Genomic DNA, 24,376 nt, shown 5'->3' on the forward strand with positions numbered 1-24,376 from the left:
GCTAACCTGTGCTTAATGATCCATTAAATTATGCCGTATTTTAATTTATGAATAACGTTCTAGACTGAATGTACTTTTTATCAAAGAGCAAAAAACATGTTGGCGAAACAACAGACGTTAACAGAACGGCTCGCGGCTATCGATCGGCAGGCGATCGCCGAAGGCCGCATCGTGGGCAGCGTGGTGCTGGTGGCGCGGCAGGGCGAGATTTGCTACGCCGGGGCGGCCGGCTATGCCGATCGCGAGGCGCGGCGGCCGATGCGGCGGGAAACGCAGTTTCGGCTGTCGTCGGTGTCCAAACCCTATACCGCGCTGGCGGCGCTGCGTTTGATCGAACAGGGTAAGCTGGCGCTGGACGATGCGGTCAGCGATTGGCTGCCGTGGTTTACCCCGGCGCTGGCCGACGGCCGTCGCCCGGCGATCAAAATTCGTCATTTGCTGAGCCATACCGCCGGGCTGGATTATCGGCTGAATCAGCCGCCGACAGGCTTATATCACCAGATGGGGATCCAGGACGGCGTGGAGCGCTCGACGCTGACGCTGGAGCAAAACCTGCGGCGGCTGGCGCAGGCGCCTTTGCTGTCGGAACCGGGAGAGCGCTTCAACTATTCGCTGGCGATCGACGTGCTGGGGGCGGTGCTTGAACGGGTGACGAGCATGTCGCTGCCGCAGCTGTTTGTCGAATGGGTCGCGCGGCCGCTGGCGCTCGGCAATACCGCGTTCCATGCCACCGATGCCGCGAACCTGGCGACGCCGTATTACAATACGCCGCAGGGGCCGCAGCGCATGTCGGAAGGCGTGCGGGTGGCGCTGCCGGAGGACATGGGCGCCGATGTCGAATTCTCGCCGGCGCGCGCGTTTGACGCCGAAGCGTTTCCTTCCGGCGGCGCCGGCATGGTTGGCGATGCCGACGACGTGCTGCGGCTGGTGGAGGCGCTGCGCAGCGGCGGGCAGGGCATTCTGCGGCCGGAGACGGTGGCTTTGCTGCGCAGCCCGCACGTCGGCGCCGAGGCGCAAACGCAAGGGCCAGGTTGGGGGTGGGGATTCTGCGGGGCGCTGCTGGTGGATGCCGAGGCGGCAAATACGCCGCAGCATGCGGGCACCCAGGCCTGGGGTGGGGTTTATGGCCACAGCTGGTTCTTTGATCCCGAGGCGCAGCTGAGCGTGGTTGTCTTGACCAATACCGCGTTCGAAGGCATGTGCGGCCGCTATCCGCAGCAGATCCGCGATGCGGTTTATGCGGGGTAAATAAAAAGGGCCCCGCAGGGGGCCCTCGATCAGGCTTTCAGGCGATTACTGCGCCGGTGCCGGAACAGGCTGCGCATCCTGCGCCGGTTCGTCGTCTTCCGCCGGGGCGCCGCCGCCCAGCAGGCCGAACTGGCCGATGAACTCCTGCAGCGACATCTTGTTGCCGTTCAGGTCAACCTGATTGTCAGCATAGTGGAACTTGCTCGCGATCACGCCGTCTTTCTGGGTAGTCAGCTTGAACATCTGGCCCATCGCCGCCAGGCCCTGCACTTGCTGCTGCGCCAGCTTCTGCGCGTCTTCCTCGTTGTAACCCTGCAACAGCGCGGTCTTCGCGGTCACTTCGGTCGCCATCGCTTCCGGAATGGTCAGGCTGAGATCCAGTTTTTTGACCGCCTGAGCGATAAGCTGATCCGGCGATTGCGCCGGGGAAGAGGCCTTGCTCGGATCGGTCAGCGCCAGATCCAGCGTGAAGGTGCTTTCACCCTTGCCGTTTTTCCAGCTCAGCGGGGCGATGCTGAGGCTTGGGTTGCCTTTCAGCAGCAGCGGCAGGTTCTTTTGCAGCATCTCGGTGGTCTGCTGTTCGTAGACCTCCGGATCCAGGTTTTCACCCTGCTGCAGCAGCGCCATGGTCTGGCGGTTGTAGCTATCGGAGAAATCTTTCAGCGCTTTGCCGTCGACGTTGTCGATTTTCAGCGTCAGTTTACCGGCGCCGAAGTCGTTGCCCTGCACCTTGAGCGCGTCCATGGTGTAGTCGATCTGACCGCCGATATTGCTGCTGCCTTGCTCGCCGAACTTGCTCACCAGGTTGAAGCCGTCCAGGGTCACGGCGTCTTTACCGTCAATCGCCAACTTGAACTGCTTCAGCGTCATCGTCTGATCGCCGAGTTTAACGCCGAACTTGCTCTCGTCGCTGTTGCCTTTCAGCTTGAAGCCCTGGAAGGTGATCTGCTCGGTTTGGCCGAAAGCGTTCGGGCTGCTCACGGTGATGTTGTCGCTGTTGGCGTCGAGCGCGAGGTTCTTCAGATCGCTGGACACGTCGGCGTTGAGGGTGGCGCCGCTGAATTTCAGCGAGGATTTATCCTTCTGGTATTCCAGCGGGATGATGTCGATGGCGGACGCGGTGTCACCGTTGTACGAGATGCGCGAATCGGCGGTAAACAGCGATTTGCCTTTGGTGACCTCAAACAGGCCTTTCACCGCCGGGGTATTTTCCAGCTCGGTATGCACCGACGCCATGCTCGGCAGCAGGTTGAATTTTTTCAGCTGGGCGAAGGGGAACGGACCGTGATCGATGGTTTCCAGGAACGCCACTTCTTCACCGGCTTTCAGCGCCGCGTTCTCACTGGTATCCGTGCCGTCGGAACGCAGCACATAACGCACTTTGCTGCTGAACAGGCCGCGCTGGTAATTTTCATAGCTCAGCTTGACGCCGGCTTTCGGCAGGTAAGCTTTCAACTGGCCGTTGGCGTTGTCGACGACTTCGCCCATGTGTTGCTCGATCAGTTTCCCGGTGTACCAGGATGCCCCGGTCCATGCTGCGCCAAGAACCACAATGACGCTGACAGCGACTAACGATTTTTTCATAGCTCTGTTTCATCCTTTTTTCTTATAACCCTCCGTTGCGAGGGAGGGGGCAAATACGGGCCGACAATAAACGCCCGCAGGCGTTTAATTGTGGGGGCAGCTCTCGCTTTCAGCAAGCAATTTGCTGAAATTTATCAACGGTTAGGCCAGCTGGTTATAAACCCGGGCGATGCGGCCGCTGCCGCTGACGTTGACCGGGGATTCGAAGGCGCCGATAAAGCAGGATTCGCCCGGTTGGAGCGCCAGGCGCTGCCCCGATTTTTCCAGCGTCGCTTCACCGCTGACGCAGAACACGATGGCCGCGCTCTGCTGCGTCAGCGCCTGTGGAGCGGCGGTCAAATCGTGCAGCGAGAAGGCGAAATCCTCCACCGGGATCGGGAAGAACAGCTCATTGCCGCGCTGTTCCGGTTGGGTTAGCAGGCCGGACGCCGGCTGCGGGCGGAACTGCAGGTTGGCCAGCAGCTCAGGCACGTCGATAAATTTCGGCGTCAGGCCGGCGCGCAGCACGTTATCCGAGTTGGCCATCACCTCCAGCGCCACGCCTTTCAGGTAGGCGTGCGGCGTTTCGGCATACAGGAACATCGCCTCGCCCGGTGCGAGCTGCACCACGTTCAGCAGCAGCGGCGAGAACAGGCCGCTGTCGTCCGGGTAAAAGCCGGCGATAAAGCGCACGGTATCCCAGGGTTCACCCTGCTGGTTGTTGAGCGCGGCTTTCAGCACGCCGAGCGCCAGCGATTTTTGCTCGCCGCTCATCGTCAACAGACTGGCGAACAGGGTCGACAGGTGCGCGGTGTCCGGCTGTTGCAGGAAGGTGGCGATGTCGTGGTGCGCGCCGGCGATCGGCTGCAGCAGGGAAACGATATCGGCCAGCTCGCGAAAGCCGTTCATCGCCAGGAACGGCGTCAGGGCGAAGACCAGCTCGGGCTTGTGATTGGGATCTTTGTAGTTGCGTTCGGCGGCGCTCAGCGGGATGCCGGCGGCGTTCTCTTTCGCGAAGCCGATCTCGGCCGCCGCTTTGCTCGGATGGACCTGGATCGACAGCGGTTGATCGGCGCACAGCACTTTAAACAGGAACGGCAACTCGCCAAAGCGGCTGGCGACGTCGGCACCCAGCTGCTTTGGCTGGTCTTCATCGATAAGAAAGCGCAGCGACCGCAGCTCGCCGTCGGCGCCCGGCACGCGGGAAGGGCTCTTGGGATGCGCGCCCATCCACAGTTCGGCCATCGGCTGGTTATCGGGATTGGCGATGCCGTAAAGGCGAGTCAGCGCATCGTGGCTGCCCCAGGCGTAATTCTGTACCGCGTTGGTCATTTTTTGCATGTCGATAAACGTCCTTTGCGTCATTGCCGTACTGACGGCCAATAACTTACTGATTTTTTGTATGATTATCTCAATCTTTGCCGACGACCATCATACGCCCGCGTCGACGGTAAAAATCATGGGCGCGATCAAAATAACGCCGGATAACGTCGCGCCCGGCAATGCGGCCAAAGTATAGCGTGATAACGATCGGCGTCTCAAATGGCGCGCCGGCCTCAAGGCGGCCCGGTAAACCCGTTAATCGATTATTTTTGGGGAAGGCGGGGTTATTGCCGACGGCTCGGACAACCTGCCGCATTATTTAATTTTCAGCATGTCAAAATATGTCGACCGAATTTATTTTTTACCGTCTGAGCCATTCCCTTATTATTATTTTCGCGCTGCGCCGGGCGATCACACGCCGAGCTTAAACCTGAATGACAGACCTCGTTACCGTAACCGTTAACGAGTCAATTTAATGAAACAAGAGGTCTGTCGCATGAAAAAACTGTTGTTGCTATTGGGGCTTTGCACCGGCGCAGCCCAGGCCGCGGTGATCGTCACCTATCCCTACGCCGCCCCGCGCGCCGTGGTGATAACGCCGGCGCCGATCGTCGTTGCGCCCGCACCGGCAGCGGTTCCCGTCGCGATCGCGCCCGCCCCGCATCCGTTGGCGCTCACCGCCGGCGCGGTGGCGGCCGGGGCGTATCGCCATAATGAGCGGCAAGACGCCTACGATGAGATCAATCATCTGCAGCAGCAGCGTATCGATGAGCTCAACCATTTGCAGGCGCAGCGCATCAATAACGTTAATTCACGGTATCCGCGTTAGTTCTTATCTGCGTGTCTATTATCCAGGCGCATTCTTCAACGTTATTTTTACACGGGTTAACCGATGGCAAATAACCGTGTCATCAATGGGTCAAAGAGATGAATCGTGCTGTGAGATAACTCTCTTAATGCGAATAGTTATTATGTCACTATACTGGGAGTGCATGCCGACGGGGGGTAGCGCGTCGGCCTGACCCTACAATTTTAGGAATTATGCTAAGGAGACAATGATGGCAGGCGTTCGTATCGAAAAAGACTCCATGGGCCCCATCGAAGTACCGGCCGACAAGCTGTGGGGCGCGCAGACCCAGCGCTCGTTGGCGCATTTCCGCATTTCCACCGAAAAGATGCCGACCGCGCTGATCCATGCGCTGGCGTTGACCAAGCGTGCCGCTGCGCAGGTGAACGTGGATCTCGGGCTGCTGCCGGCCGAGCGGGGCGCCGCCATCATCAAAGCCGCCGACGAAGTGCTGGCGGGCAGCCATGCCGACCAGTTCCCGCTCTCGATCTGGCAAACCGGCTCCGGCACCCAGACCAACATGAACATGAACGAAGTGTTGGCCAACCGCGCCAGCGAGCTGCTGGGCGGCGTGCGCGGTGAAGAGCGCAAGGTGCACCCGAACGACGACGTCAATAAAAGCCAAAGCTCCAACGACGTGTTTCCCACCGCGATGCACGTGGCGGCGGTGATTGCGCTGCGCGAGCACCTGATCCCCGAGCTGAAAGTGTTGCACAAGACGCTGAGCGACAAGGCCGAAGCCTACCGCGACATCGTCAAAATCGGCCGCACCCATCTGCAGGACGCCACGCCGCTGACCCTGGGCCAGGAGATCTCCGGCTGGGCGGCGATGCTGGCGCACAGCCTGAAACACATCGAAGACAGTATCCCGCACCTCGCCGAGCTGGCGCTGGGCGGCACGGCGGTCGGCACCGGTCTGAATACCCATCCGGAGTACGCGGTGCGCGTCGCTAAAGCGCTGGCGGCATTGACCCATCAGCCGTTCGTCACCGCCCCGAACAAGTTCGAAGCGCTGGCGACCTGCGATGCGCTGGTGCAGGGCCATGGCGCGCTGAAAGGGTTGGCGGCCTCGCTGATGAAGATCGCTAACGATGTGCGCTGGCTGGCGTCCGGCCCGCGCTGCGGCATCGGCGAGATCGCGATCCCGGAGAACGAACCGGGCAGTTCGATCATGCCGGGCAAGGTCAATCCGACCCAGTGCGAAGCGATGACCATGCTGTGTGCCCAGGTGCTGGGCAACGATGTGGCGGTGAACATCGGCGGCGCTTCCGGCAACTTCGAGCTGAACGTATTCCGCCCGATGGTGATCCACAACTATCTGCAGTCGATCCGTCTGCTGGCCGACGGCATGCAGGGCTTCAACGAGCACTGCGCGGTAGGCATCGAACCGAATCGCGATCGCATCACCCAGTTGCTGAATGAATCGCTGATGTTGGTGACCGCGCTCAACACCCATATCGGCTATGACAAGGCGGCGGAAATCGCCAAGAAAGCGCACAAGGAAGGGCTGACGCTGAAAGCCGCGGCGCTGAAGCTCGGCTATCTGACCGAAGCGCAGTTCGACGAGTGGGTGCGGCCGGAGGCGATGGTCGGCAGCATGCAGAAGTAATCGCGTTCGCCGTCATCTCTTAACGGGGCGCGTTTGCGCCCCGTCTTTTCAAGCCAATCTCTCCAGCACCGATAACAGCGCCTGCGGCTCCGGCCGCCGGGTGTAGTCGGCGTGCGCTTCGGCATAGGCGATACGGCCATCGCGGGCGATGACGAATCGCGCCGGCAGCGGCAGCGTCCAGTCGTCATTCTGATTGAACTGCGCCAGATCGAGGCCGAGCCGTTGTTGATACAGGGTAATCAAGGCCTCCGGCAGGCGGTAACGCAGGCCGAATTGCGCCGCCAGACGGTTGCCGGCATCGCTGAGCAGCGGAAAGGTCAGATCGTGATCGCGCGCGGCCTGGCGGTTATGCATCGCGCTTTGCGGCGAAACGGCCAACAGCTGCGCGCCGCGTTGCTCTATGGCGGGCAATGCGGCCTGCAGCGCCTGTAGATCGAGCGTGCAGTAGGGGCACCAGATCCCGCGATAAAAACTGACGACCAGCGGCCCGTTCGCCAACAGCGCTGCGGAAGCGCATGGCCGGTTTTCGCTGTCCGGCAGGGTAAAGCCGGGCGCGACGTCGCCGACGCTCAGTGCGCGTTCGGCGATGCCTGACGCGATCTGCGCCTGGGTCGCCTCACGCATCAGCGCATGATCTTGCGCAGCGAGTTTGAGCGGCAGTTGGCCAGCTTCGAATGCCGCTTTGAAGGCATCGAGTTTGTCTTGCAGTGTCATGCGTTCTCCTGACGGGAATGAGGGGTTGCGCTCATCTTGCCCATTCCGGAATGGCGCGTGTAGACTGCCAGAGGTGTTAACCGTTATTCCATGAGGGAATGCATGGGCAAATTTGCCGATTACGAAACCTATGCCTGCGTTTACGAGAGCGGTTCCTTTACCGCGGCGGCGCGGCGGCTGCACGTAGGACAACCGGCGGTCTCGAAGGCGGTGGCGCGCCTGGAACAGCAGCTCGGCACACGCCTGATGCTGCGTTCGACCCACGGCCTGCAGCCGACGGATGCGGGGCAGCAGCTGTATCAACGCACTCGGCGCATTCTGAACGAGCTGGCGGAGACCGAAGCGCTGGTGCAAAACGCCGGCGAGACGCTGAGCGGGCGGCTGCGGGTCGCTTCGGCGGCGGTGTTCGCCCGCATCGTGCCCTTGCCCGACCTGACGGCGTTTATGCGCGCCAATCCGCGTTTGAGCGTCGATCTGTTGCTGGATGACGGCAACCTGTCGCTGATTGAAGAGGGCATCGATATTGCTCTTTGCGTCGGCGAGCTGGAGGATTCCGGCTTTACCGCGCGCAAGCTGGGTGAGGTAAAGCAATGCGTGATCGGCACGCCCGATTATTTTGCCGCCGCCGGCATGCCGCAGCGGCCGGAGGATCTGTTGCGGCACGAGATGGTGATTTACCATCGCCAGGGCGGCGGCGAGCAGTGGCGTTTCAGCCGTGAAGGGGAACAGCGCATGCTGCGGTTGCCGGGGCGCATGCGGGTCAACGCGGCGGAGTGCGTGCGCGAGCTGGTGCTGGCGGGCTTCGGCGCTACCGTCGCCAGCGAAGGCCTGTTTCGCAGCGAACTGCAAAGCGGGGCGGCGATCGCGGCATTAGCGGATTGGCAACTGCCGCCGCTGGCGCTGTGGGCGGTGTTCCCCGGCGGCCATTTCGTCTCGGCCAAGGCACGGGCCTTTGCCGATTTTGTCCAAACCTCGCTATGCAGGGAGCCGTGATATGTCGCGCGCGCAACGTTTACTCGATCTGATGCAGCTGCTGCGCAGCCACCGTTATCCGGTGGCGGGCCATGCGTTGGCGCAGGCGCTGGGCATCAGCATGCGCACGCTGTATCGCGATATCGCTACGCTGCAGCAACAGGGGGCGGAGATCGTCGGCGAGGCCGGCGTCGGCTATGTGCTGCGCCCCGGCTTTATGCTACCGCCGCTGATGTTTTCGCAGGCGGAGATAGAAGCGCTGGTGTTGGGCATGCGCTGGGTCAGGCGCCGCGGTGACAGCCAGCTGGCGGACGCCGCGGGCCAGGCGCTGGCCAAGATCGCCGATGTGCTGCCTTCGGCGCTGCGGGAAGAGTTGGAGGCCAACACGCTATTGATCGCGCCGGTTCAGGCGCCGCCGGTGGCGGATGAGATGCGGGTGCTGATCCGCGACACCATTCGCCGTGAGAGCAAGCTGCAGATCGACTATCTCGATCTGGCGGGGCAGCGCAGCGAACGCCTGCTGTGGCCCTTTGCACTGGGTTTTTTCGACCAGTTCCAGATGCTGGTCGCCTGGTGCGAGCTGCGTCAGGCCTTTCGCCATTTTCGCCTCGATCGCATTCAGGCCGCCACGCCGCTGGAACAGCGCTATCCGCGCGGCCGACGGCGGTTGCTGAAAGAGTGGCGTCTCAGCGAGGGCATTGCGGAACAATAGCGGCACACTGCTGCCATAAACTGTCAGTCGCACGCCTTAGTCTGTGCCTATCGGGAACCGACCGGTTCCCATCACTCAGAGGACAGACCGATGACCCTTCCCAGCATGACGATGCTTTACGTCGATAACCCACTCAACAGCGCCGCTTTTTATCAACGCCTGCTGGGGCAGGCGCCACAGGAGCTTTCCCCCGGCTTCGCCCTGTTCGTGCTCAACAACGGCTTCAAACTCGGAATGTGGGCCAGGCAAAAAGTGGAACCTGCCGCCACGTTGACCGGCGGCGGCGGTGAGCTGGGCTTTCTGTGCCAGGATGCGCAAGAGGTGGAGGCGCGCTATAACCAGTGGCGCGAACTTGGGTTGACTATCGAGCAAACGCCAACCGAGATGGAGTTCGGCTACACCTTTGTCGCGCGGGATCCGGACGGCCATCGCCTGCGGGTGTATACCCTCAGCGAGTAGCGTCGTCGGTGTACAGGTGCAGGCGCGGCACCAGCAGCCGCAGCGGCCTGGCGTCGGGTTTGTAACGGTGTTTCACCGCCTCGGCGTCGTAGTTGAGCAGCTCGCCGATCTTCGGCACGGCGGCGCCGCTTTCAACCTGACACAGGGCGATCAGCGGCAGCGGGCAGGGGTGCTGCACCTGTTTCTGCTGCTGCTGATACCACACCCGGGCGATCGGCTGCACTTTTACCGGCCGCTTGATTTTCAGCGTAGCCTGCTGCGGCAGCCGGCTGACGTCGTCTATCTCACGGCTGACCAGGGCGGCCCACTGTTCGCGGCTGTGCGGCGGCACCGCGCGGCCGGCTTTCAGGCTTTTCTCCAGCTGCGCCAGAATGTCGTCCCGTTTGACGTTTTTGATGATGTGCTTGTTGGCCCAGCCGAAGCGCACGGAATCGGGATTGGTCAGGGCGGTGAGGGTGCGATAGGCGCTGAGGGTGATCAGCCCGTGCAAATGGGTGTGCACGAATTCGAAACGCTGCTCCGGCGCCAGGCCGGAATCGACGGTGATAATCTGCTCCAGCTCGCCCTTCAGGCGGTTGATCAGCGCCAGCTGCGTTTGCAGCGCCTGATATTCCGGTTGCTCCACCGCCAGACAGATAACGCCGGGCAGGCGCACGGCGGCCTTGCTGCTGACATTCTCCCGGTTGTGGTGAATGAACAGCCGCTGATAATGCTCCAGCGCCAGATCGCGCGCCGCTTGCCCCACATGCTGCTCGACCGCGATATGCGAAATAGCCTGATGCTCTTGGCCTTTTTCTACCTCCGGCAGGCTGAACACCCGCGCCGCCAGCAACCGCAGCGGGGCTATCTGCTGTTGCAACGCGCCGAGTGCCTGCTCCAGTTCGGCAAAGCAGGTGTTCATTCGGCCAATCACATCGTATCTGCTCATCGCGCGCTCCTATTTTAGTTACAACATACTATAGAAGAGTGGCGGACTGGGGGCAACATCGGCAAACGAGGAGGGAGCGGCTTCACTGGCCACCCGGCTTGCCAGCGAAAAATGCGCCAGAGAGGCCTTCTACAGCAGGGCGCGAAATAGACATTGCATTGGTAGGGGTTTGATTCATTGATGGATTTTTTCTGTTGGTTGATATTTTGTTTGATCCATTTTCCGTTTGCCGTTGTCCAACCGCTGAAACAAACAGAATGGCAGGACGCTGTGAGCCCTTCGGGTTATCTTTTTTTCTGTCATTAACGGGTGCTTTAAACGGAGGTTTACTGTGGATATTAAACAGAAAGTCAAAAACATGACGCTGGAAGAGAAAATCGGGCAAAAAATCATGCTGGATTTTCGCTACTGGGATCAGAACGGTAGCAGCAATCAGGATATGACCGTTCCCGACGAAGCCATTGGCAAGCTGATCGCCGATAACCACATCGGTGGGGTGATCCTGTTTGCCAATAATCTAAAAGACAAACAGCAGATTAAAACGTTGACGGCCTGGTATGCCGCGATGAAAACCCACGCGGGCGTTGGTTTGTTTATTGGCACGGACAACGAAGGTGGCAACGTTTTCCGGCTGCCGCGCGGCGACTACGCCTCATTCCCCGGCAATATGGCGCTGGCCGCCGCGATTGAAGGGGGCGCGGATAAACAGCTCGCCGTTGAACAGGGCAAACTGATGGCCCAGGATATGCGTGCGTTGCATATCAATACCAACTTTGCCCCGGTCGTGGACGTTAACACCAACCCGTTCAACCCGGTGATTAACGTTCGCGCCTTCAGCGATGATAAAAACGCCGTTGCCCGCCTGGCGGAAAACATGGTGGCGGGGATGAAACAGCAGGGGCTGATCACCGCGTACAAACATTTCCCCGGCCATGGCAGCACCTCCACCGATTCGCACACCGGTTTGCCCCGCGTCGATCGCACGAGGGAAGAGGCTTTTGCCATCGATATCGCCCCTTACAAACAGGCTATCGATCGCTGCGCTGCGCCGGATATGGTGATGACTGCGCATATTCAGTACCCCGCACTGGATAACAGCCAGATCGACACCCGCAACGGTGAAAAAATCACGGTGCCGGCCACCATGTCGCGCGAAATCCAGACCCAGATCCTGCGCAATGAGCTGGGTTATGCCGGCGTAACGATTTCAGACGCGCTGGATATGGGCGCGATTGCCGAGCATTTCAGCCAGCAAGGGGCGGCTGAAAACGTCTTTGTCGCCGGGGTGGACATCGCTCTGATGCCTGTCAGCATCGCCTCGCCGGCGCAGGCGAACCTGCTGCCCGAGCTTATCCGCTACATTGCGCAGCGGGTGAAAAGCGGGCATCTCAGCGAGGCCGATATCGATGCCTCTGTCGAGCGCATTTTGCGCCTCAAATTACGTCATAACCTGATGGGCCATAGCGATAAATCGTGTTCAAACGGCGTTTCGTCTTCCGCGCATCAGCTGGAGAAACGCATCGCCGATCGTTCCATTACCGTCGTTATCAACCGTCAACGTCTGCTGCCGTTAAAGGACAAGGCGCTGCGCTACTTTATTCTGACGCCATGGGGCGAGCAGGCCAAAGGCATTGCGAACGTGATGGCGCAGGAGGGATATCAGAACATCGTGGCCGCGAAGGAAACGGAACTGAGCGATGCCCAGATCAGGGAACATATTGCCGGCTGCGACGTGTTCCTGCTCGGCACGCTCTCAACCCGCTTTACGCCTGCCGAGCAGGATGGCGTGGTTACCTCCGCAACCGGGGCGGCTAATGATACCAGTCCTTATCCGGGATGGCTGAAATACGCCGCCGAACAGGGGAAAAAGCGCGTTCATCTTTCACTGCGCGCACCTTACGATATCGTGAACTATGCCGCAGAGGTGGAGGCGGCTGTCGCTACCTATTCCTATTACGGCTATGACAGTGGCGTGTGGCGCGGCCACTCGATGGTATCGCTGGCGCAGGTGCTGACGGGGAAAATCAAACCGCACGGCAAACTGCCGGTTAATACCTGGCATGACTACGATGAGCAAACCAATACCGGCAAGGTGGCGTTCCCTCGCGGGACTGGGCTGAGCTGGTGATGGGATAAGGAGAGGCGTCGTCTGAGAAGGGCGGCGCCGGTCGCTAAACCGCGTTGCGAAAGCGGGCGGTTTCTTGCTCCGCACGCCGCGACATGGGATAACCGTCACTCACGGAAGGAGAACACTGATGCCGACAGGCGCAACAAAATTAGGCGGATGGCTGTTGATGGCCGCCATGCTGGGCGTGGGCGGATGCGCTAAGCCCCCCGAGCCGGAGAAGCCCACGCAGCCCATACCGCCGGCAACGCCGATGCGGGGCATCTGGCTGGCCACGGTTATTGGCCTGGACTGGCCGCCGGCGGCCTCCCTGAAAGCGGCCACCGCGCAAGAGCGGGTTCGCCAGCAGAAGCAGGGGCTGACGGACGCGCTGGACGAGATGGCAAGAGCCGGGATTAACACGGTGTATTTTCAGGTTAAGCCGGACGGCACGGCCCTGTGGCGCTCGAACATCTTGCCCTGGTCTGGGGTATTGACCGGCACGGTGGGCCAGGACCCAGGCTACGATCCGCTGGCCTTTATGCTGCAGGAAGCGCGTCGGCGCGGCATCAAAGTGCATGCCTGGCTGAATCCTTATCGGGTTTCCATGAACACCGGGCAGCAAACGATCGATGCGCTTAACCATACGCTGCAGTCCCCGCCGGCCAGCGTCTATGCGCTGCATCCCGACTGGGTACGCACCGCCAGCGAGCGCTTCGTGCTCGATCCCGGCCTGCCCGACGTGCGCAACTGGATCACCAGCGTCGTGGCGGAAATTGTCAGAAACTATGATGTCGACGGCATCCAGTTTGACGATTATTTCTATTACGAAACGCCGCAATCGCCGCTGGATGATGAAAAGACCTATCGCCAATACGGCAAAGGGTTTGCAGACAAGGCCAGCTGGCGAAGAGACAACACGCTGCAATTGATAAAGCAGGTTTCCGCCACCGTGAGAGCGTTAAAGCCCGCCGTCGCGTTTGGCGTCAGCCCGGCGGGGGTATGGCGAAACAAGGCGGACGATCCTGCCGGTTCAGCGACTCAGGCCGGCGCGCCATCGTACGATACGGCCTATGCCGATACGCGCCAGTGGGTAAAACTGGGGCTGCTCGACTATATCGCACCGCAGCTGTACTGGCCTTTTGACCGTGAAATTGTCCGCTACGACGTGCTGGCCAACTGGTGGGCCGAGGTGGTGAAAGGCACGCCGGTCCGGCTCTATGCCGGGGTGGCGCTGTATAAAGTGGGTACGCCTTCCGCCAGCGAACCGGCCTGGACCTTCGACGGCGGCGTCCCTGAGCTGAAAAGGCAGTTGGATCTCAACGAAAGCCTGCCGGGGATGGGAGGAACGATACTGTTCCGGCAGCGTTATCTGACTGAGCCGCAAACGCATCAGGCGGTGGAATACCTGCAAACTCGCTGGAAACCCGGTCAATAATCACAGCGTTGGCATCACGAGCCGCGGCTAACCACCGCGGCTTTTTCCATTCACAGGCGCGCCGCTTCCGGCAGCCGTTTCAGGTAATGCACCACCAGCAGCGCCAGCAACAGCATCAGGCTGATGAACGCCGCCACGCCATTCCAGCCGAAACTGTGCCAGAACACGCCACCGAGGGTACCGGCCACGCTGGAGCCGACGTAATAACAGAACAGATACAGCGACGACGCCTGTCCTTTGGCGCGGCGCGCGCGGCGGCCGATCCAGCTGCTGGCCACCGAGTGGGCGGCGAAAAAACCGGCGGTGAACAGCATCATGCCGATAAAGATCGCCGGCACCTGCGGCAGCGCGGTAATCAGAATCCCGATCAGCATAATTGCGATCGACGCCAGCAGCACCGGGCCACGCCCAAAGCGTGAGGTGAGCGCACCGGCCTTGGGCGAACTGTAGGAGCCGGTGAGGTACACCACCGACAGCAGGCCGACGATCGCCTGGCTCAGGTGATAAGGGTCCGCCAGCAGGCGATAGCCAATGTAGTTGAACAGGGTGACGAAACTGCCCATCAGCAGGAAACCTTCCGCGAACAGCAGCGGCAACCCTTTATCGTGCCAATGCAGTTTAAAGTTGATCAGCAGGGTGCGCGGGCGCAGCGAGCTGGCGCGAAAATGCCGCGAGGCGGGCAGGATGCGCCAGAACATGCAGGCGGCGGCGAGGGCGAACAGCCCGATGACGCCCAGCGATACGCGCCAGGAGAAGAAATCGGTCAACACCCCGGTGACCAGGCGGCCGCTCATGCCGCCGATCGAGTTGCCGCTGATATACAGCCCCATCGAGAAGGCGACGAAGCTCGGATGGATCTCTTCACTGAGATAGGTCATGCCGACCGCCGCCACGCCGCTCAGCGACAGGCCGATCAGCGCGCGCATCAGTAAAATGCCGTGCCAGCTGGTCATAAAGGCGCAAATCAGCGTGCAAACCGCCGCCAGCAGCAGCGCCACCACCATGACCGACTTGCGGCCGATGGCGTCGGACAGCGGCCCGGTGAACATCAGGCCGATCGCCAGCAGGCCGGTGGAAACCGAGAGCGACAGGCTGCTTTCCGCCGGCGATACGCCGAAGTCTTGCGACAGCACCGGCAGAATCGGCTGCACGCAGTAGAGCAGCGCGAAGGTCGCCAGCCCGGCGGAAAACAGCGCCAGCGTTACGCGCATAAACTGCGGCGTGCCGCGTTCGATATAGGGGAGTTTATTGTTGAGGGTGGAGCGTTTTACTTTTGGCGCAGCGGCCGCGTCATCGTTGGCGGCCAGCGTCGACGGCATCACGGCCGCAGAACGCACAGGGGTTGTCACAGCGTTTCCTTACCGAACTTCGGGGAGATAACAGACACTTTACAGATGACAAAATGATAGGGAGCGGCTAGTTTTTTGTCTAATATATTAATAATTCAAATTAAGACGTTTTACATATGAATATCGAATTGAGACACCTGCGTTACTTTATCGCCGTGGCCGAGGAGCTGCATTTTGGCCGCGCCGCTGAACGGCTGCGTATCTCTCAGCCGCCGCTTAGCCAGCAAATTCAGGCGCTGGAAGAGATGGTCGGCGCGCGGCTGCTGGCGCGCAACAACCGCAACGTCAGTTTGACGCAGGCCGGGGAGATGTTTCTTAAAGAAGCCTATCAGGTGCTCGATCAGGTCGGGCGCGCGGCGGAAAAGGCGGCGCGCCTGGATCGCGGCGAACTGGGGGAAATGACCATCGGGTTTACCTCCTCCGCGCCCTTTATCAGCGTGGTGTCGCGCAGCCTGCGCGCCTTTCGCCAGCAGTCTCCGCAGGTACATATCAAGATGCGCGAAATCAACACCAAGCAGCAGATCGAACCGCTGCTGAACGGTGAACTGGATCTGGGGGTGATGCGCAACACGCGGCTGCCGGAAGCGCTGCACTATCAGCTGCTGCTGCGCGAACCGCTGGTGGCGGTAGTGCCGGAAGGGCATCCGCTGGCGGAAACGCCCGGCGGCGCGCTGCGTTTTCAACATCTGGCGCAGGAGCCGTTCGTATTTTTCTCGCGTGAAGTGGGCACCGCGCTGTACGACGAAATTCTGCTGCTGCTGAGCAAGGCCGGTATCACCCCGTATATCACCCAGGAAGTGGGAGAAGCGATGACCATCATCGGTCTGGTCTCCGCCGGGTTGGGGGTATCGATTCTGCCGGCTTCTTTCGCCCGGGTGCGGGTGGACGGCGTGCGCTATTTGCCGCTGGCGGAGCCGGACGCCACCACCGAAGTGTGGCTGGTTCATCATCGCCGGCGGCCGCTGACCGCGGCGGCGCAGTCGCTGATGGCGTTGATGCTGAAATGACGTTGAGATTGGGCAAATAAAATTCAATTCACGCTGAAATTGCGAGGAATTTGTGCAGCAAATCACATAACGAATCAAATAGTTGACGCTGTATGACAAAAGCCCCACCATAACCCCTAGTCTTTATTTAGAAGCGCGAAAAATAGTAGGAGCAGGTTTGTGATTGCGGTTGGGCAGCCTGGGCATATTGATCAAATCAAGCAGACCAATGCGGGGGCGGTTTATCGGCTAATCGATCAGCTGGGCCCGATTTCGCGCATCGAACTGTCAAAACGCGCGCAGCTGGCGCCCGCCAGCATCACCAAGATCGTGCGCGAGCTGCTGGAAGCCCATCTGGTCAAGGAAACCGAGTACCAGGAGATCGGCAGCCGGGGGCGGCCGGCGGTGGGGTTGGTGCTGGACACCGAAGCCTGGCACTACCTTTCCGCCCGCATCAGCCGTGGCAGCATCACGCTGGCGCTGCGCGATCTCAGTAGCAAACTGGTGGTGGAGGAACAGCTGCCGCTCGCTGCCGAACACCCCGAACCGCTGCTGAAACGCATCCTGACCGAAGTCGATCAGTTCTTTATCCGCCACCAAAGCAAACTGGAACGGCTGACGGCGATCGCCATCACGCTGCCGGGCATGATCGACGTGCAGTCCGGCGTGGTACACCGCATGCCGTTTTACGACGTGCTGGAGATGCCGCTCGGCCCGGCGCTGGAAACCCGCACCGGCCTGCCGGTTTACCTGCAGCACGACATCAGCGCCTGGACCATGGCCGAGGCGCTGTACGGCGCTTCGCGCGGCAGCCAGAACGTGATTCAGGTGGTGATCGACCACAACGTCGGCGCCGGGGTGATCACCGGCGGCCATGTGCTGCACGCTGGCAGCCACAGCGTGGTGGAGATTGGTCACACCCAGGTCGATCCTTACGGCAAGCGCTGCTACTGCGGCAACCACGGTTGTCTCGAGACCGTGGCCAGCATCGAGAACATGCTGGAGATCGCCCAGCAGCGGCTGAGCGGCTCGATGAGCTCCAGCCTGCACGGCGCGCCGTTGACCGTCGAATCGCTGTGCGACGCGGCGCTGGCGGGCGATCAGCTGGCGCGGGACATCATCCTCGGCGTCGGCCACAGCGTGGGGCGCATTCTGGCGATCATGGTCAACCTGTTCAATCCGGAGAAGATCCTGGTAGGATCGCCGCTCAACCGCGCGGCGGAGATCCTGCATCCGGCCATCGCCTCCTGCATTCGGCAGCAGGCGCTGCCGGCCTACAGCGAGCAGGTCAAGGTCGAATCCACGCAGTTCTTCAATCAGGGCACCATGCCCGGCGCGGCGCTGGTGAAAGAGGCGCTGTATAACGGTTCATTGCTGGTGCAGTTGCTGCAAGGCTAACTTCAGAACATCTTATTAATCCGCAAAAGATTGAGCTACCTCAAGCCCCTACGCGGCAGCATCCCCTAGAATTTTTCCGATAGACTTCCTCGCCGCCGATGCGGCGACACATTGTTAACGGGGCATTCCGGGGCATTTTATTCATGTTGAAGCGTTTATTTGTTACAGGCACGGATACCGACGTCGGTAAAACCGTGGTTTCACGCGGGTTGATGCAGGCGCTGGCCGCCAACGGCCGTTCGGTGGCCGGCTATAAGCCGATCGCCGCACGTTGCCAGGAAACCAGCGAGGGCATCCGCAATAAAGACGCTTTGGTATTGCAGGCATCCTCCAGCCTGCCGCTGTCTTACGAGGAGATCAATCCCATCACCTGTCTGGATGAGGTGTTTCACGCCCATGCGAGCGAGGACATCAACTACGGCGTGATGAGCAGCGGCCTGCGGGATCTGTCGGCCAAAGCCGATACGGTAGTGGTGGAGGGCAGCGGCGGCTGGCGGGTGCTGATGAACGATCTGCGGCCTTACGCCGAGTGGGTGGTGCAGGAGCAACTGCCGGTGGTGCTGGTAGTGGGCATCAAACTGGGCTGCGTCAGCCATGCGTTGTTGACCGCTCAGTCGATCATCAACGACGGCCTGCCGTTGTTGGGCTGGGTGGCCAACCGCATCAATCCGGGGCTGGCGCACTATGCCGAAACCATCGCGGCGCTGCAGCAGCGCATACCTGCGCCGCTGCTGGGTGAGATCCCGTATCTGCCGCGCGCGGAACAGCGCGAACTGGCGCACTATCTCGACATCTCCACGCTGCTGCGCTAGCGCGGTCAGGCCAGCAAAGGGGCCAACAGACGGGCGGAGACAAACAGCCCCAGGCCGTACACCGTATGCACCAGCAGGCTGATGATGCGGCTACGCGTCGGGTTGGGGGTATTCGCCGCCGCCACGCCAAAGCCCAGCGCCGGCTGCATCACGAAGAAAGGCGCCGCCAGGCTCAGCCAGCCGCTCAACAGTGCGACCAGCGGCGCCGGTGCGGCGTACCAACCGATGCCCGCCAAACCGAGCGGGATAAAGGCGAAGGCTACGCCGATCGCATAGTGCAGCAACCATCCTGTCGCTTTTTCTCCTCGCCGCACCGGCGACGCCATGATCGGCGCGTGATAAAACCGGCCGTCGAACAGGCCGATAAACCAGCGGCCAACCAGCGCGTAGTTAAGGGGCGGGATGCCCAGCACGCGCTTTTGCACGATGGCCCACAGGTCGGTGCACAGCGTGGCGCCCACTCCGGTCAGCACAATCATCAGTAAAATTTCTGTCGTCATTTTCGTGTCCTTAAAGTCACTCATGGTGTAATGTGCGCACAGTGTGCAACTTAAAGTCGACTTCAAGTCAATGGAAAAAGAACTGGATATTGGCGAGGTGGCGCGTTTGAGCGGCATCGCGCCCTCGGCACTGCGGCATTACGAGAAAAAGGGGCTGATCGCGTCGATAGGCCGCAACGGTTTACGCCGCCAATATGCCGCCGGCGTGCTGGATCAACTGAAGCTGATCGCTCTCGGGCGGTTGGCGGGATTTACGCTGGATGAGATCGCCTCGCTGTTTGACGAGCGCGGGCGCATCGCCCTCGATCGCCGGCTGCTGGCGGCGCGGATTGAAGAACTGGATCGCACCCTGCGGCGTTTGGGGCAGGTGCGCGCCGGTTTGCAGCACATGGTCGATTGCCCTGAACCGGAGCACCTGCAGTGCCCGCAGTTCAGGAAGTTGCTGCAGCAGGGCGAGTTTTAAGCCTCGCGTTTGGGCGGCGGCGCGGTGTGGTAGACCGATACCGGCCGCAGACCGCGCGACACGGTGGTGGCGATCACGCAGGCCAGCAAAATGCCGGGCAGCAGCGCGTATTCGCCGGTCATTTCAAACACCATCAGCGCCGCCATGATCGGCGCATGGGTGGTGGCGGCCAGCAGGGTGGCCATGCCGGTCAGCGCCAGCAGCAGCGGCACCGCCGCATCCATGCCCGGCCACAGGCCGAACAGCTGGCCGATCATCGAACCGAGCGCGGCGCCGACGAACAGCGTCGGGGTGAAGACCCCGCCGGGCGCGCCTGAACCGCTGCTGGCGAGGATCGCCAGCAGTTTGCACACCAGGATCGCGCCCAGCAGCAACACCCCTGGCGGCGCGATCAACAGCGCCTGCACCACGCTATAGCCATTGCCCCACACCTGCGGGAACAGCAGCGAAAGCAGCCCGACGATCAGGCCACCCAGCGCCAGCTGCAACGGCGGTTTCAGGCGCAGCGATCGGAAGGCGCGGCCGGTGGCGGTCATCAGCCATAAAAACAGCGGCCCGCCGGCGCCGGCCACCACGCCGACCAGCGCCATCAGCAGGTATTGCGTCGGCAAGGGGGCGGCGAGCGGCGTCACCAGATAGAGCGGCGCCTGGCCGCCGTTGAGCAGGTTGGTCATCAGCAGCGCGCTCACCGCGGCGATCACCACTGGCCCGAGCGAGGCCAGCATCAGGGTGCCGAACAGGATCTCGGCGATAAACAGGCTGCCCGCCAGCGGCGCATGGTAGGCGCTGGCCATCCCGGCGGCGGCGGCGCAGGCCACCCACAGTTTCCACTCTTTCTCGTGTGTAAAGCGCTGGGCGAACAGCGAGCCCACCAGCGCCGCCAGCAGGATCATCGCGCCTTCGCGGCCGATGGCGCTGCCGCTCGACACCACCAGCAGCGACGCCAGGCATTTCACCAGGCTGGCGCCGGTGTCCAGCTTGCCGTTGCCGGTCTCTATCGCTTCCATATAGTCGGTGGGCGCCGCCGGGCGCTGGTGACGGTAGCGCTGGTGGATATACAGCAGCAGGCCCGCCGCCAGCCCGCCCAGCGCCGGGGTCAGCGCGCGCCGCCAGCCCGGCAGCGCGGCGGCGGCGGCCACCAGGCTGCCGTCGGCATTGCCGAGCAACAGCCACTCGAGGCCAATCATCGAACGGTGAAACAGCCACACCGCCAGGGCGGCGGCGACGCCGATAAACACGGCGATAAACAGGCTGCGCAGCAGGGCGCGATAGTGGTGCAAGTGGACCAATCTTTTCATGCGTGGGCGGCGTCGTGAGAAAAATCAAAGGGTCATCAGCGCATTGTGCTTGGCGCTCCGGCCGATGACCAGTGAATCTTTATCAAACTGCGGCATGGGCGGGGCGGCGGTCGCCCCGGCGCGGGTTACTGCGGGGTCAGCACCCGGCGCGTACGGCCGGAGCTGAGGTAGTCGGCGATGTAATCCTGCGAGATTTCGCCGCTGTAGCGGCCGTCTTCATCGACGATCGGCATCCAGGAGGTGTTGTGCTCGTACAGCTTCGACAGCACCACGCGCAGGTTTTCCTCCGCTCTGGCGGTGACGCGAAAACGGTGCAGGCTGTCGGCGCAGACGCCCGGCGCGCCGCGCGCCTCGCGGCGTTTGACATAGCCCAACGGTTTGCCGTCGGCGTCGACCACCGTCACCGAGCGGGCGTCGATATCGTCCATCAGCCCGAACGCCTCGGCCAGCGGCGTTTCCCGGCGCACCGTCACCGTTTCCTGTTGATCGGCCACGTCGCCGGCCTGTACCAGCAGCAGGCGCTTCAGCGTACGATCCTGGCCGACAAAGGAGGCGACGAATTCGTTCGCCGGCCGCGCCAACAGCTCATCGGCGCTGGCGTTCTGCACGATCTTGCCCTGGCGGAACACCGCGATGCGATCGCCAAGTTTCAGCGCCTCATCGATGTCGTGGCTCACCAGCATCACGGTCTTTTTCAGCTGGCGCTGCATGTCGAGAAACTCGTTCTGGATGGTTTCGCGGTTGATCGGATCCACCGCGCCGAAGGGTTCATCCATCAGCAGCACCGGCGGATCGGCCGCCAGCGCGCGGATCACGCCGATGCGCTGCTGCTGCCCGCCCGACATCTCTTTCGGGTAGCGGTGCAAAAAGCGCTTCGGATCCAGCGCCACCATGCTCATCAGCTCCTCGGCGCGATCGTGGCAGCGTTTCTTGTCCCAGCCCAGCATGCGCGGTACCACGGTGATGTTTTCCTCGATGGTCATGTTGGGAAACAAACCGATCTGCTGGATGACGTAGCCGATTTTGCGGCGCAGGCTGACGGTATCCAGCGTGCTGGTGTCTTCGCCATTGACCAGAATGGCGCCGGCGGTAGGTTCGATCAGGCGGTTGATCATCTTCAGCGTGGTGGTTTTACCGCAGCCGGAAGGGCCGAGCAGCACGCAGATTTCGCCTTCCGGCACGTCCAGATTGATGTTGTCGACGGCGTTGAACGGTGTGCCGTTCTTCTGCATGAACTGCTTGGTCAGATTTTCCAATTTAATCATGAGCGGATCCCCTTGGGCGTGAGCGCAATTTGCAAACGGTGCAATAACCAATCGAGGACGATCGCCAACAGGCTGATCATCACGGCGCCGGTAATCAACTGGCGGATGTCGCTGCTGCTGATGCCGTTGAGCAGCAGCAGGCCGAGGCCGCCGGCACCGATCACCGCGGCGATCGCCATCACGCCGATGTTCATCACCACGGCGGTGCGGATGCCGCCGAAAATCACCGGCAGCGCCACCGGGATCTCCACCCAGCGCAGGCGTTGCCAGAACGTCATGCCGATGCCGCGGCCGGCCTCGCGCAGCCCGCCGGGCAGGTTGTCGAGCGCGGTGTGGGTATTGCGCACGATCGGCAGCAGCGAGTAGAGAAATACGGCGGTGATCGCCGGCACATAGCCAATGCCGTGACCGATTAAGGAAAACAGCGGGATCATCAGCCCGAACAGGGCGATGGAGGGCACGGTCAGCACCAGCGTGGCCAGGCTCAGCACCGGCGTCGCCAGCCACTTGTGGCGGACGATCAGCACGCCGAGCGGCACGCCAATCAGGATCGCCAGGCCGACGGCGACGCCGACCAGCAGCAGGTGTTCCAGCGTCAATCCGGCGATATAGGCCCAGTTTTGCCAGGCGTAAAGTAAGGTATTCATCATGCCTCCCTAAATCAGGCCGCGCTGCTTGAGGAACGCGTCGGCGACCTGTTGCGGCGTCTGGTAGTCGATATCCACCCTGGCGTTAAGCTCGGTGATCACCTGGTTATTGAACTGTTTCGACAGCGTGTTCAACGCCTCTTCCAGCCCCGGCGTGTTTTGCAACACCTCGGCGCGCACCACCGGCGTGACCGCATAGCTCGGGAAGTAACCTTTGTCGTCTTCGAGCACCTGCAGATCGAAGCCTTTCACCCGGCCGTCAGTGGTGTACACCAGCCCGGCGTCGACGAAGCCGTCGCGGATGGCGTTGTACACCAGGCCCGGATCCATCTGGCGGATTTGCGGGCGATCCAGTGGCATGTCGTACAGCGCCTGCATCGGCTTCAGGCCGTCAGAGCGGCCGGCAAACTCCAGGTCCAGTCCCAGCAGCCAGTTGTGTTTCGGGTCGTTTTTGCGCACCTGTTCCACTTTGGCCACCAGCTGCGACATCGTACGGATCTGCTCTTTTTCCGCGCGCTGACGCTGCATGGCGAAGGCGTAGGTGTTGTTCATGTCCGCCGGCTGCAGCCACACCAGACCGAGTTTGGCGTCGAGTTTTTTCACCGTGTCGTAGGTTTCCTGCGGCGACATGCGCTTATTGATGTGGTTAAAGATGATCAGCGAGGTGCCGGTGTATTCCCAGGTCATGTCGATCTGCTTGTTGATCATGGCGTTGCGGGTGATCACCGTGGCCAGGTTGGTCTTGGGTATGACCTGAAATCCCTTGGCCCGCAGGTATTGCACGGTGATCGCCGACAGAATGCGCTGTTCGGTGAAGTTCTTGCTCGCCAGCGTCAAGGGGGCGGCCCAGGCGGCCGCGCCGCTCATCAGCAAGGAGAACAGCAGCGCGTGGCAAGTGCGTTGTAACCATCGAGTCATCGCGTCTCTCCCTTCAGGATGCGGTGTGCGGGCTGAGTCGGCGGCCGAGCCCGGCCAGCGCCAGATCGAGTAGCAGGGCGATCAGCGCGGTGGCGGCGGCGCCGAGGATCAGCGTCGGGAAGTCGTTCAGGTAGATGCCGGGGAAGATCAGCTCACCATAGCTGCTGGCGCCGATCAAAAACGCCAGCGGCGCGGTGCCGACGTTGATCGCCATCGCGATGCGCACCCCGGCGAAGATCACCGGCAGGGCGTGGGGCAGTTCGACCTGGCGCAACCGCTGCCCGGCGGTCATGCCAATACCGTTGGCGGCCTCTGTCAGCGCCGGCGGCACCGAACGCAGACCGGCATAGGTATTGCGCACGATGGGCAGCAGCGAAGCGAGGAACAGCGCCACTACCGCCGGCCGATCGCCGATGCCGATGATCACCATCGCCAGCGCCAGCACCGCCAGCGGCGGCAGGGTGTTGCCGACGTTGAAGATCTGCATCACGTGTTCCGCCCAGCGGCGGGCGAAGGGGCGGCTCAGCAAAATGCCGCTGGGAATGCCGACCAGCAGCGACAGCAGCATGGAACACACCACCAGGAACATGTGCTGTTGGCCGAGGTAGATCAAATCTTCCCGGCGCGACATGAGGGTTTTCCAACCGATGCCGTAAATCAGCAGCGCGATGACGGCGATAAACAGCAGGCTCCCGAAGAGCAGGCGCCGGTATGGCGCGGACTTATGCATGATGTTGCGTCCTCCGTTGCGCGGAGCGGCCGGCGGCGCACTCCACTCTGATTGTTACCCACTGCCCGGCGGGCGTGGCGGTACAAAACGGGC

The 24,376-nt window shown here is 61.6% G+C and carries 24 protein-coding genes; 12 read left to right on the top strand and 12 right to left on the bottom strand.

The window, feature by feature from the left end:
• Window positions 1-96: 96 nt before the first annotated feature.
• Complete coding sequence (locus GKN89_RS00820) at window positions 97-1,248, top strand: serine hydrolase (protein ID WP_025159719.1); 1,152 nt, start codon at window positions 97-99, stop codon at window positions 1,246-1,248.
• 45 nt (window positions 1,249-1,293) lie between these two features.
• On the opposite strand, the gene GKN89_RS00825 is transcribed toward GKN89_RS00820, so the two are convergent.
• The 3 genes from GKN89_RS00825 to GKN89_RS00835 all read right to left on the bottom strand — a co-directional run bounded on the left by GKN89_RS00825 (window position 1,294) and on the right by GKN89_RS00835 (window position 4,450).
• Window positions 1,294-2,832 carry a YdgA family protein gene (locus GKN89_RS00825; protein ID WP_154746154.1) on the bottom strand — a complete coding sequence of 513 codons (1,539 nt, stop codon included), beginning with the start codon at window positions 2,830-2,832 and terminating at the stop codon, window positions 1,294-1,296.
• A 141-nt stretch (window positions 2,833-2,973) separates the two neighbouring features.
• Window positions 2,974-4,152 (bottom strand): mannose-6-phosphate isomerase, encoded by a 1,179-nt coding sequence (manA, locus tag GKN89_RS00830; protein WP_154746155.1) that lies wholly within the window; start codon window positions 4,150-4,152, stop codon window positions 2,974-2,976.
• A gap of 70 nt (window positions 4,153-4,222) precedes the next feature.
• Window positions 4,223-4,450 carry a hypothetical protein gene (locus GKN89_RS00835; protein ID WP_154746156.1) on the bottom strand — a complete coding sequence of 76 codons (228 nt, stop codon included), beginning with the start codon at window positions 4,448-4,450 and terminating at the stop codon, window positions 4,223-4,225.
• Between the two features lie 180 nt (window positions 4,451-4,630).
• Between GKN89_RS00835 and GKN89_RS00840 the strand changes: the two genes are divergently transcribed.
• Window positions 4,631-4,963, top strand: a complete 333-nt coding sequence (locus GKN89_RS00840) for a hypothetical protein (protein WP_154746157.1) — start codon at window positions 4,631-4,633, stop codon at window positions 4,961-4,963.
• 229 nt (window positions 4,964-5,192) lie between these two features.
• Window positions 5,193-6,590 carry a class II fumarate hydratase gene (fumC, locus tag GKN89_RS00845; RefSeq protein WP_063919390.1) on the top strand — a complete coding sequence of 466 codons (1,398 nt, stop codon included), beginning with the start codon at window positions 5,193-5,195 and terminating at the stop codon, window positions 6,588-6,590.
• A 48-nt stretch (window positions 6,591-6,638) separates the two neighbouring features.
• On the opposite strand, the gene GKN89_RS00850 is transcribed toward fumC, so the two are convergent.
• On the bottom strand, window positions 6,639-7,304 hold the full coding sequence (locus GKN89_RS00850) for a peroxiredoxin-like family protein (RefSeq protein WP_063919391.1): 666 nt from the start codon (window positions 7,302-7,304) through the stop codon (window positions 6,639-6,641).
• A 102-nt stretch (window positions 7,305-7,406) separates the two neighbouring features.
• On the opposite strand from GKN89_RS00850, the gene GKN89_RS00855 reads away from it, so the two are divergent.
• The 3 genes from GKN89_RS00855 (at window position 7,407) to GKN89_RS00865 (ending at window position 9,447) form a co-directional block, all read left to right on the top strand.
• Window positions 7,407-8,297 carry a LysR family transcriptional regulator gene (locus tag GKN89_RS00855; RefSeq protein WP_019455928.1) on the top strand — a complete coding sequence of 297 codons (891 nt, stop codon included), beginning with the start codon at window positions 7,407-7,409 and terminating at the stop codon, window positions 8,295-8,297.
• 1 nt (window position 8,298) lies between these two features.
• Window positions 8,299-8,988 carry a YafY family protein gene (locus tag GKN89_RS00860; protein WP_063919393.1) on the top strand — a complete coding sequence of 230 codons (690 nt, stop codon included), beginning with the start codon at window positions 8,299-8,301 and terminating at the stop codon, window positions 8,986-8,988.
• A 90-nt stretch (window positions 8,989-9,078) separates the two neighbouring features.
• A complete protein-coding gene (locus GKN89_RS00865) occupies window positions 9,079-9,447 on the top strand; it encodes a VOC family protein (RefSeq protein WP_025159723.1) in 369 nt (122 codons plus the stop codon).
• Here GKN89_RS00865 and tus read toward each other — a convergent pair.
• Window positions 9,437-10,375 carry a DNA replication terminus site-binding protein gene (gene tus / locus GKN89_RS00870; RefSeq protein WP_025159724.1) on the bottom strand — a complete coding sequence of 313 codons (939 nt, stop codon included), beginning with the start codon at window positions 10,373-10,375 and terminating at the stop codon, window positions 9,437-9,439. The two genes, GKN89_RS00865 and tus, sit on opposite strands and share 11 nt — an antisense overlap.
• A 331-nt stretch (window positions 10,376-10,706) precedes the next feature.
• Between tus and GKN89_RS00875 the strand changes: the two genes are divergently transcribed.
• Both GKN89_RS00875 and GKN89_RS00880 read left to right on the top strand, forming a co-directional pair.
• A complete protein-coding gene (locus tag GKN89_RS00875; protein ID WP_074054316.1) occupies window positions 10,707-12,503 on the top strand; it encodes a glycoside hydrolase family 3 protein in 1,797 nt (598 codons plus the stop codon).
• A 127-nt stretch (window positions 12,504-12,630) separates the two neighbouring features.
• Window positions 12,631-13,917: a glycoside hydrolase family 10 protein gene (locus GKN89_RS00880; RefSeq protein WP_370520134.1), complete on the top strand. Its 1,287-nt coding sequence runs from the start codon at window positions 12,631-12,633 to the stop codon at window positions 13,915-13,917.
• Window positions 13,918-13,967: 50 nt separating this feature from the next.
• Here the strand turns inward: GKN89_RS00880 and GKN89_RS00885 are convergent, their stop codons facing one another.
• Complete coding sequence (locus tag GKN89_RS00885; protein WP_029988790.1) at window positions 13,968-15,236, bottom strand: MFS transporter; 1,269 nt, start codon at window positions 15,234-15,236, stop codon at window positions 13,968-13,970.
• 146 nt (window positions 15,237-15,382) lie between these two features.
• On the opposite strand from GKN89_RS00885, the gene GKN89_RS00890 reads away from it, so the two are divergent.
• The 3 genes from GKN89_RS00890 (at window position 15,383) to bioD (ending at window position 18,462) form a co-directional block, all read left to right on the top strand.
• Window positions 15,383-16,273 carry a LysR family transcriptional regulator gene (locus GKN89_RS00890; protein ID WP_063919397.1) on the top strand — a complete coding sequence of 297 codons (891 nt, stop codon included), beginning with the start codon at window positions 15,383-15,385 and terminating at the stop codon, window positions 16,271-16,273.
• Window positions 16,274-16,432: 159 nt separating this feature from the next.
• Window positions 16,433-17,650, top strand: coding sequence for an ROK family transcriptional regulator (locus GKN89_RS00895; protein ID WP_004938526.1), 1,218 nt, complete (start codon window positions 16,433-16,435; stop codon window positions 17,648-17,650).
• A 143-nt stretch (window positions 17,651-17,793) separates the two neighbouring features.
• Window positions 17,794-18,462: a dethiobiotin synthase gene (gene bioD / locus GKN89_RS00900; RefSeq protein ID WP_019455919.1), complete on the top strand. Its 669-nt coding sequence runs from the start codon at window positions 17,794-17,796 to the stop codon at window positions 18,460-18,462.
• A 5-nt stretch (window positions 18,463-18,467) separates the two neighbouring features.
• On the opposite strand, the gene GKN89_RS00905 is transcribed toward bioD, so the two are convergent.
• Window positions 18,468-18,962: a DUF2938 domain-containing protein gene (locus tag GKN89_RS00905; RefSeq protein ID WP_025159726.1), complete on the bottom strand. Its 495-nt coding sequence runs from the start codon at window positions 18,960-18,962 to the stop codon at window positions 18,468-18,470.
• 70 nt (window positions 18,963-19,032) lie between these two features.
• On the opposite strand from GKN89_RS00905, the gene GKN89_RS00910 reads away from it, so the two are divergent.
• Window positions 19,033-19,425, top strand: coding sequence for a helix-turn-helix domain-containing protein (locus tag GKN89_RS00910; protein ID WP_049241177.1), 393 nt, complete (start codon window positions 19,033-19,035; stop codon window positions 19,423-19,425).
• On the opposite strand, the gene clcB is transcribed toward GKN89_RS00910, so the two are convergent.
• From clcB to GKN89_RS00935, 5 genes are all read right to left on the bottom strand, one after another.
• The gene (gene clcB, locus GKN89_RS00915; RefSeq protein ID WP_063919399.1) at window positions 19,422-20,723 is read right to left on the bottom strand and encodes a voltage-gated ClC-type chloride channel ClcB; all 1,302 of its coding nucleotides are present in this window, start codon (window positions 20,721-20,723) and stop codon (window positions 19,422-19,424) included. The genes GKN89_RS00910 and clcB overlap by 4 nt on opposite strands.
• A gap of 125 nt (window positions 20,724-20,848) precedes the next feature.
• Window positions 20,849-21,988: an osmoprotectant ABC transporter ATP-binding protein OsmV gene (gene osmV / locus GKN89_RS00920; protein WP_019455915.1), complete on the bottom strand. Its 1,140-nt coding sequence runs from the start codon at window positions 21,986-21,988 to the stop codon at window positions 20,849-20,851.
• Window positions 21,985-22,635 (bottom strand): osmoprotectant ABC transporter permease OsmW, encoded by a 651-nt coding sequence (gene osmW, locus GKN89_RS00925; RefSeq protein WP_015377782.1) that lies wholly within the window; start codon window positions 22,633-22,635, stop codon window positions 21,985-21,987. Before osmW ends, osmV begins: the two co-directional genes overlap by 4 nt.
• Before the next feature lie 9 nt (window positions 22,636-22,644).
• Entirely contained in the window at window positions 22,645-23,502 is an 858-nt protein-coding gene (locus tag GKN89_RS00930) for a glycine betaine ABC transporter substrate-binding protein (protein WP_230328935.1), read from the bottom strand.
• Window positions 23,503-23,566: 64 nt separating this feature from the next.
• Complete coding sequence (locus GKN89_RS00935; protein ID WP_019455913.1) at window positions 23,567-24,283, bottom strand: ABC transporter permease; 717 nt, start codon at window positions 24,281-24,283, stop codon at window positions 23,567-23,569.
• Window positions 24,284-24,376: the final 93 nt, after the last annotated feature.

The sequence above is a fragment of the Serratia sp. YC16 genome (assembly GCF_009707615.1).
GTDB lineage: Bacteria > Pseudomonadota > Gammaproteobacteria > Enterobacterales > Enterobacteriaceae > Serratia > Serratia surfactantfaciens.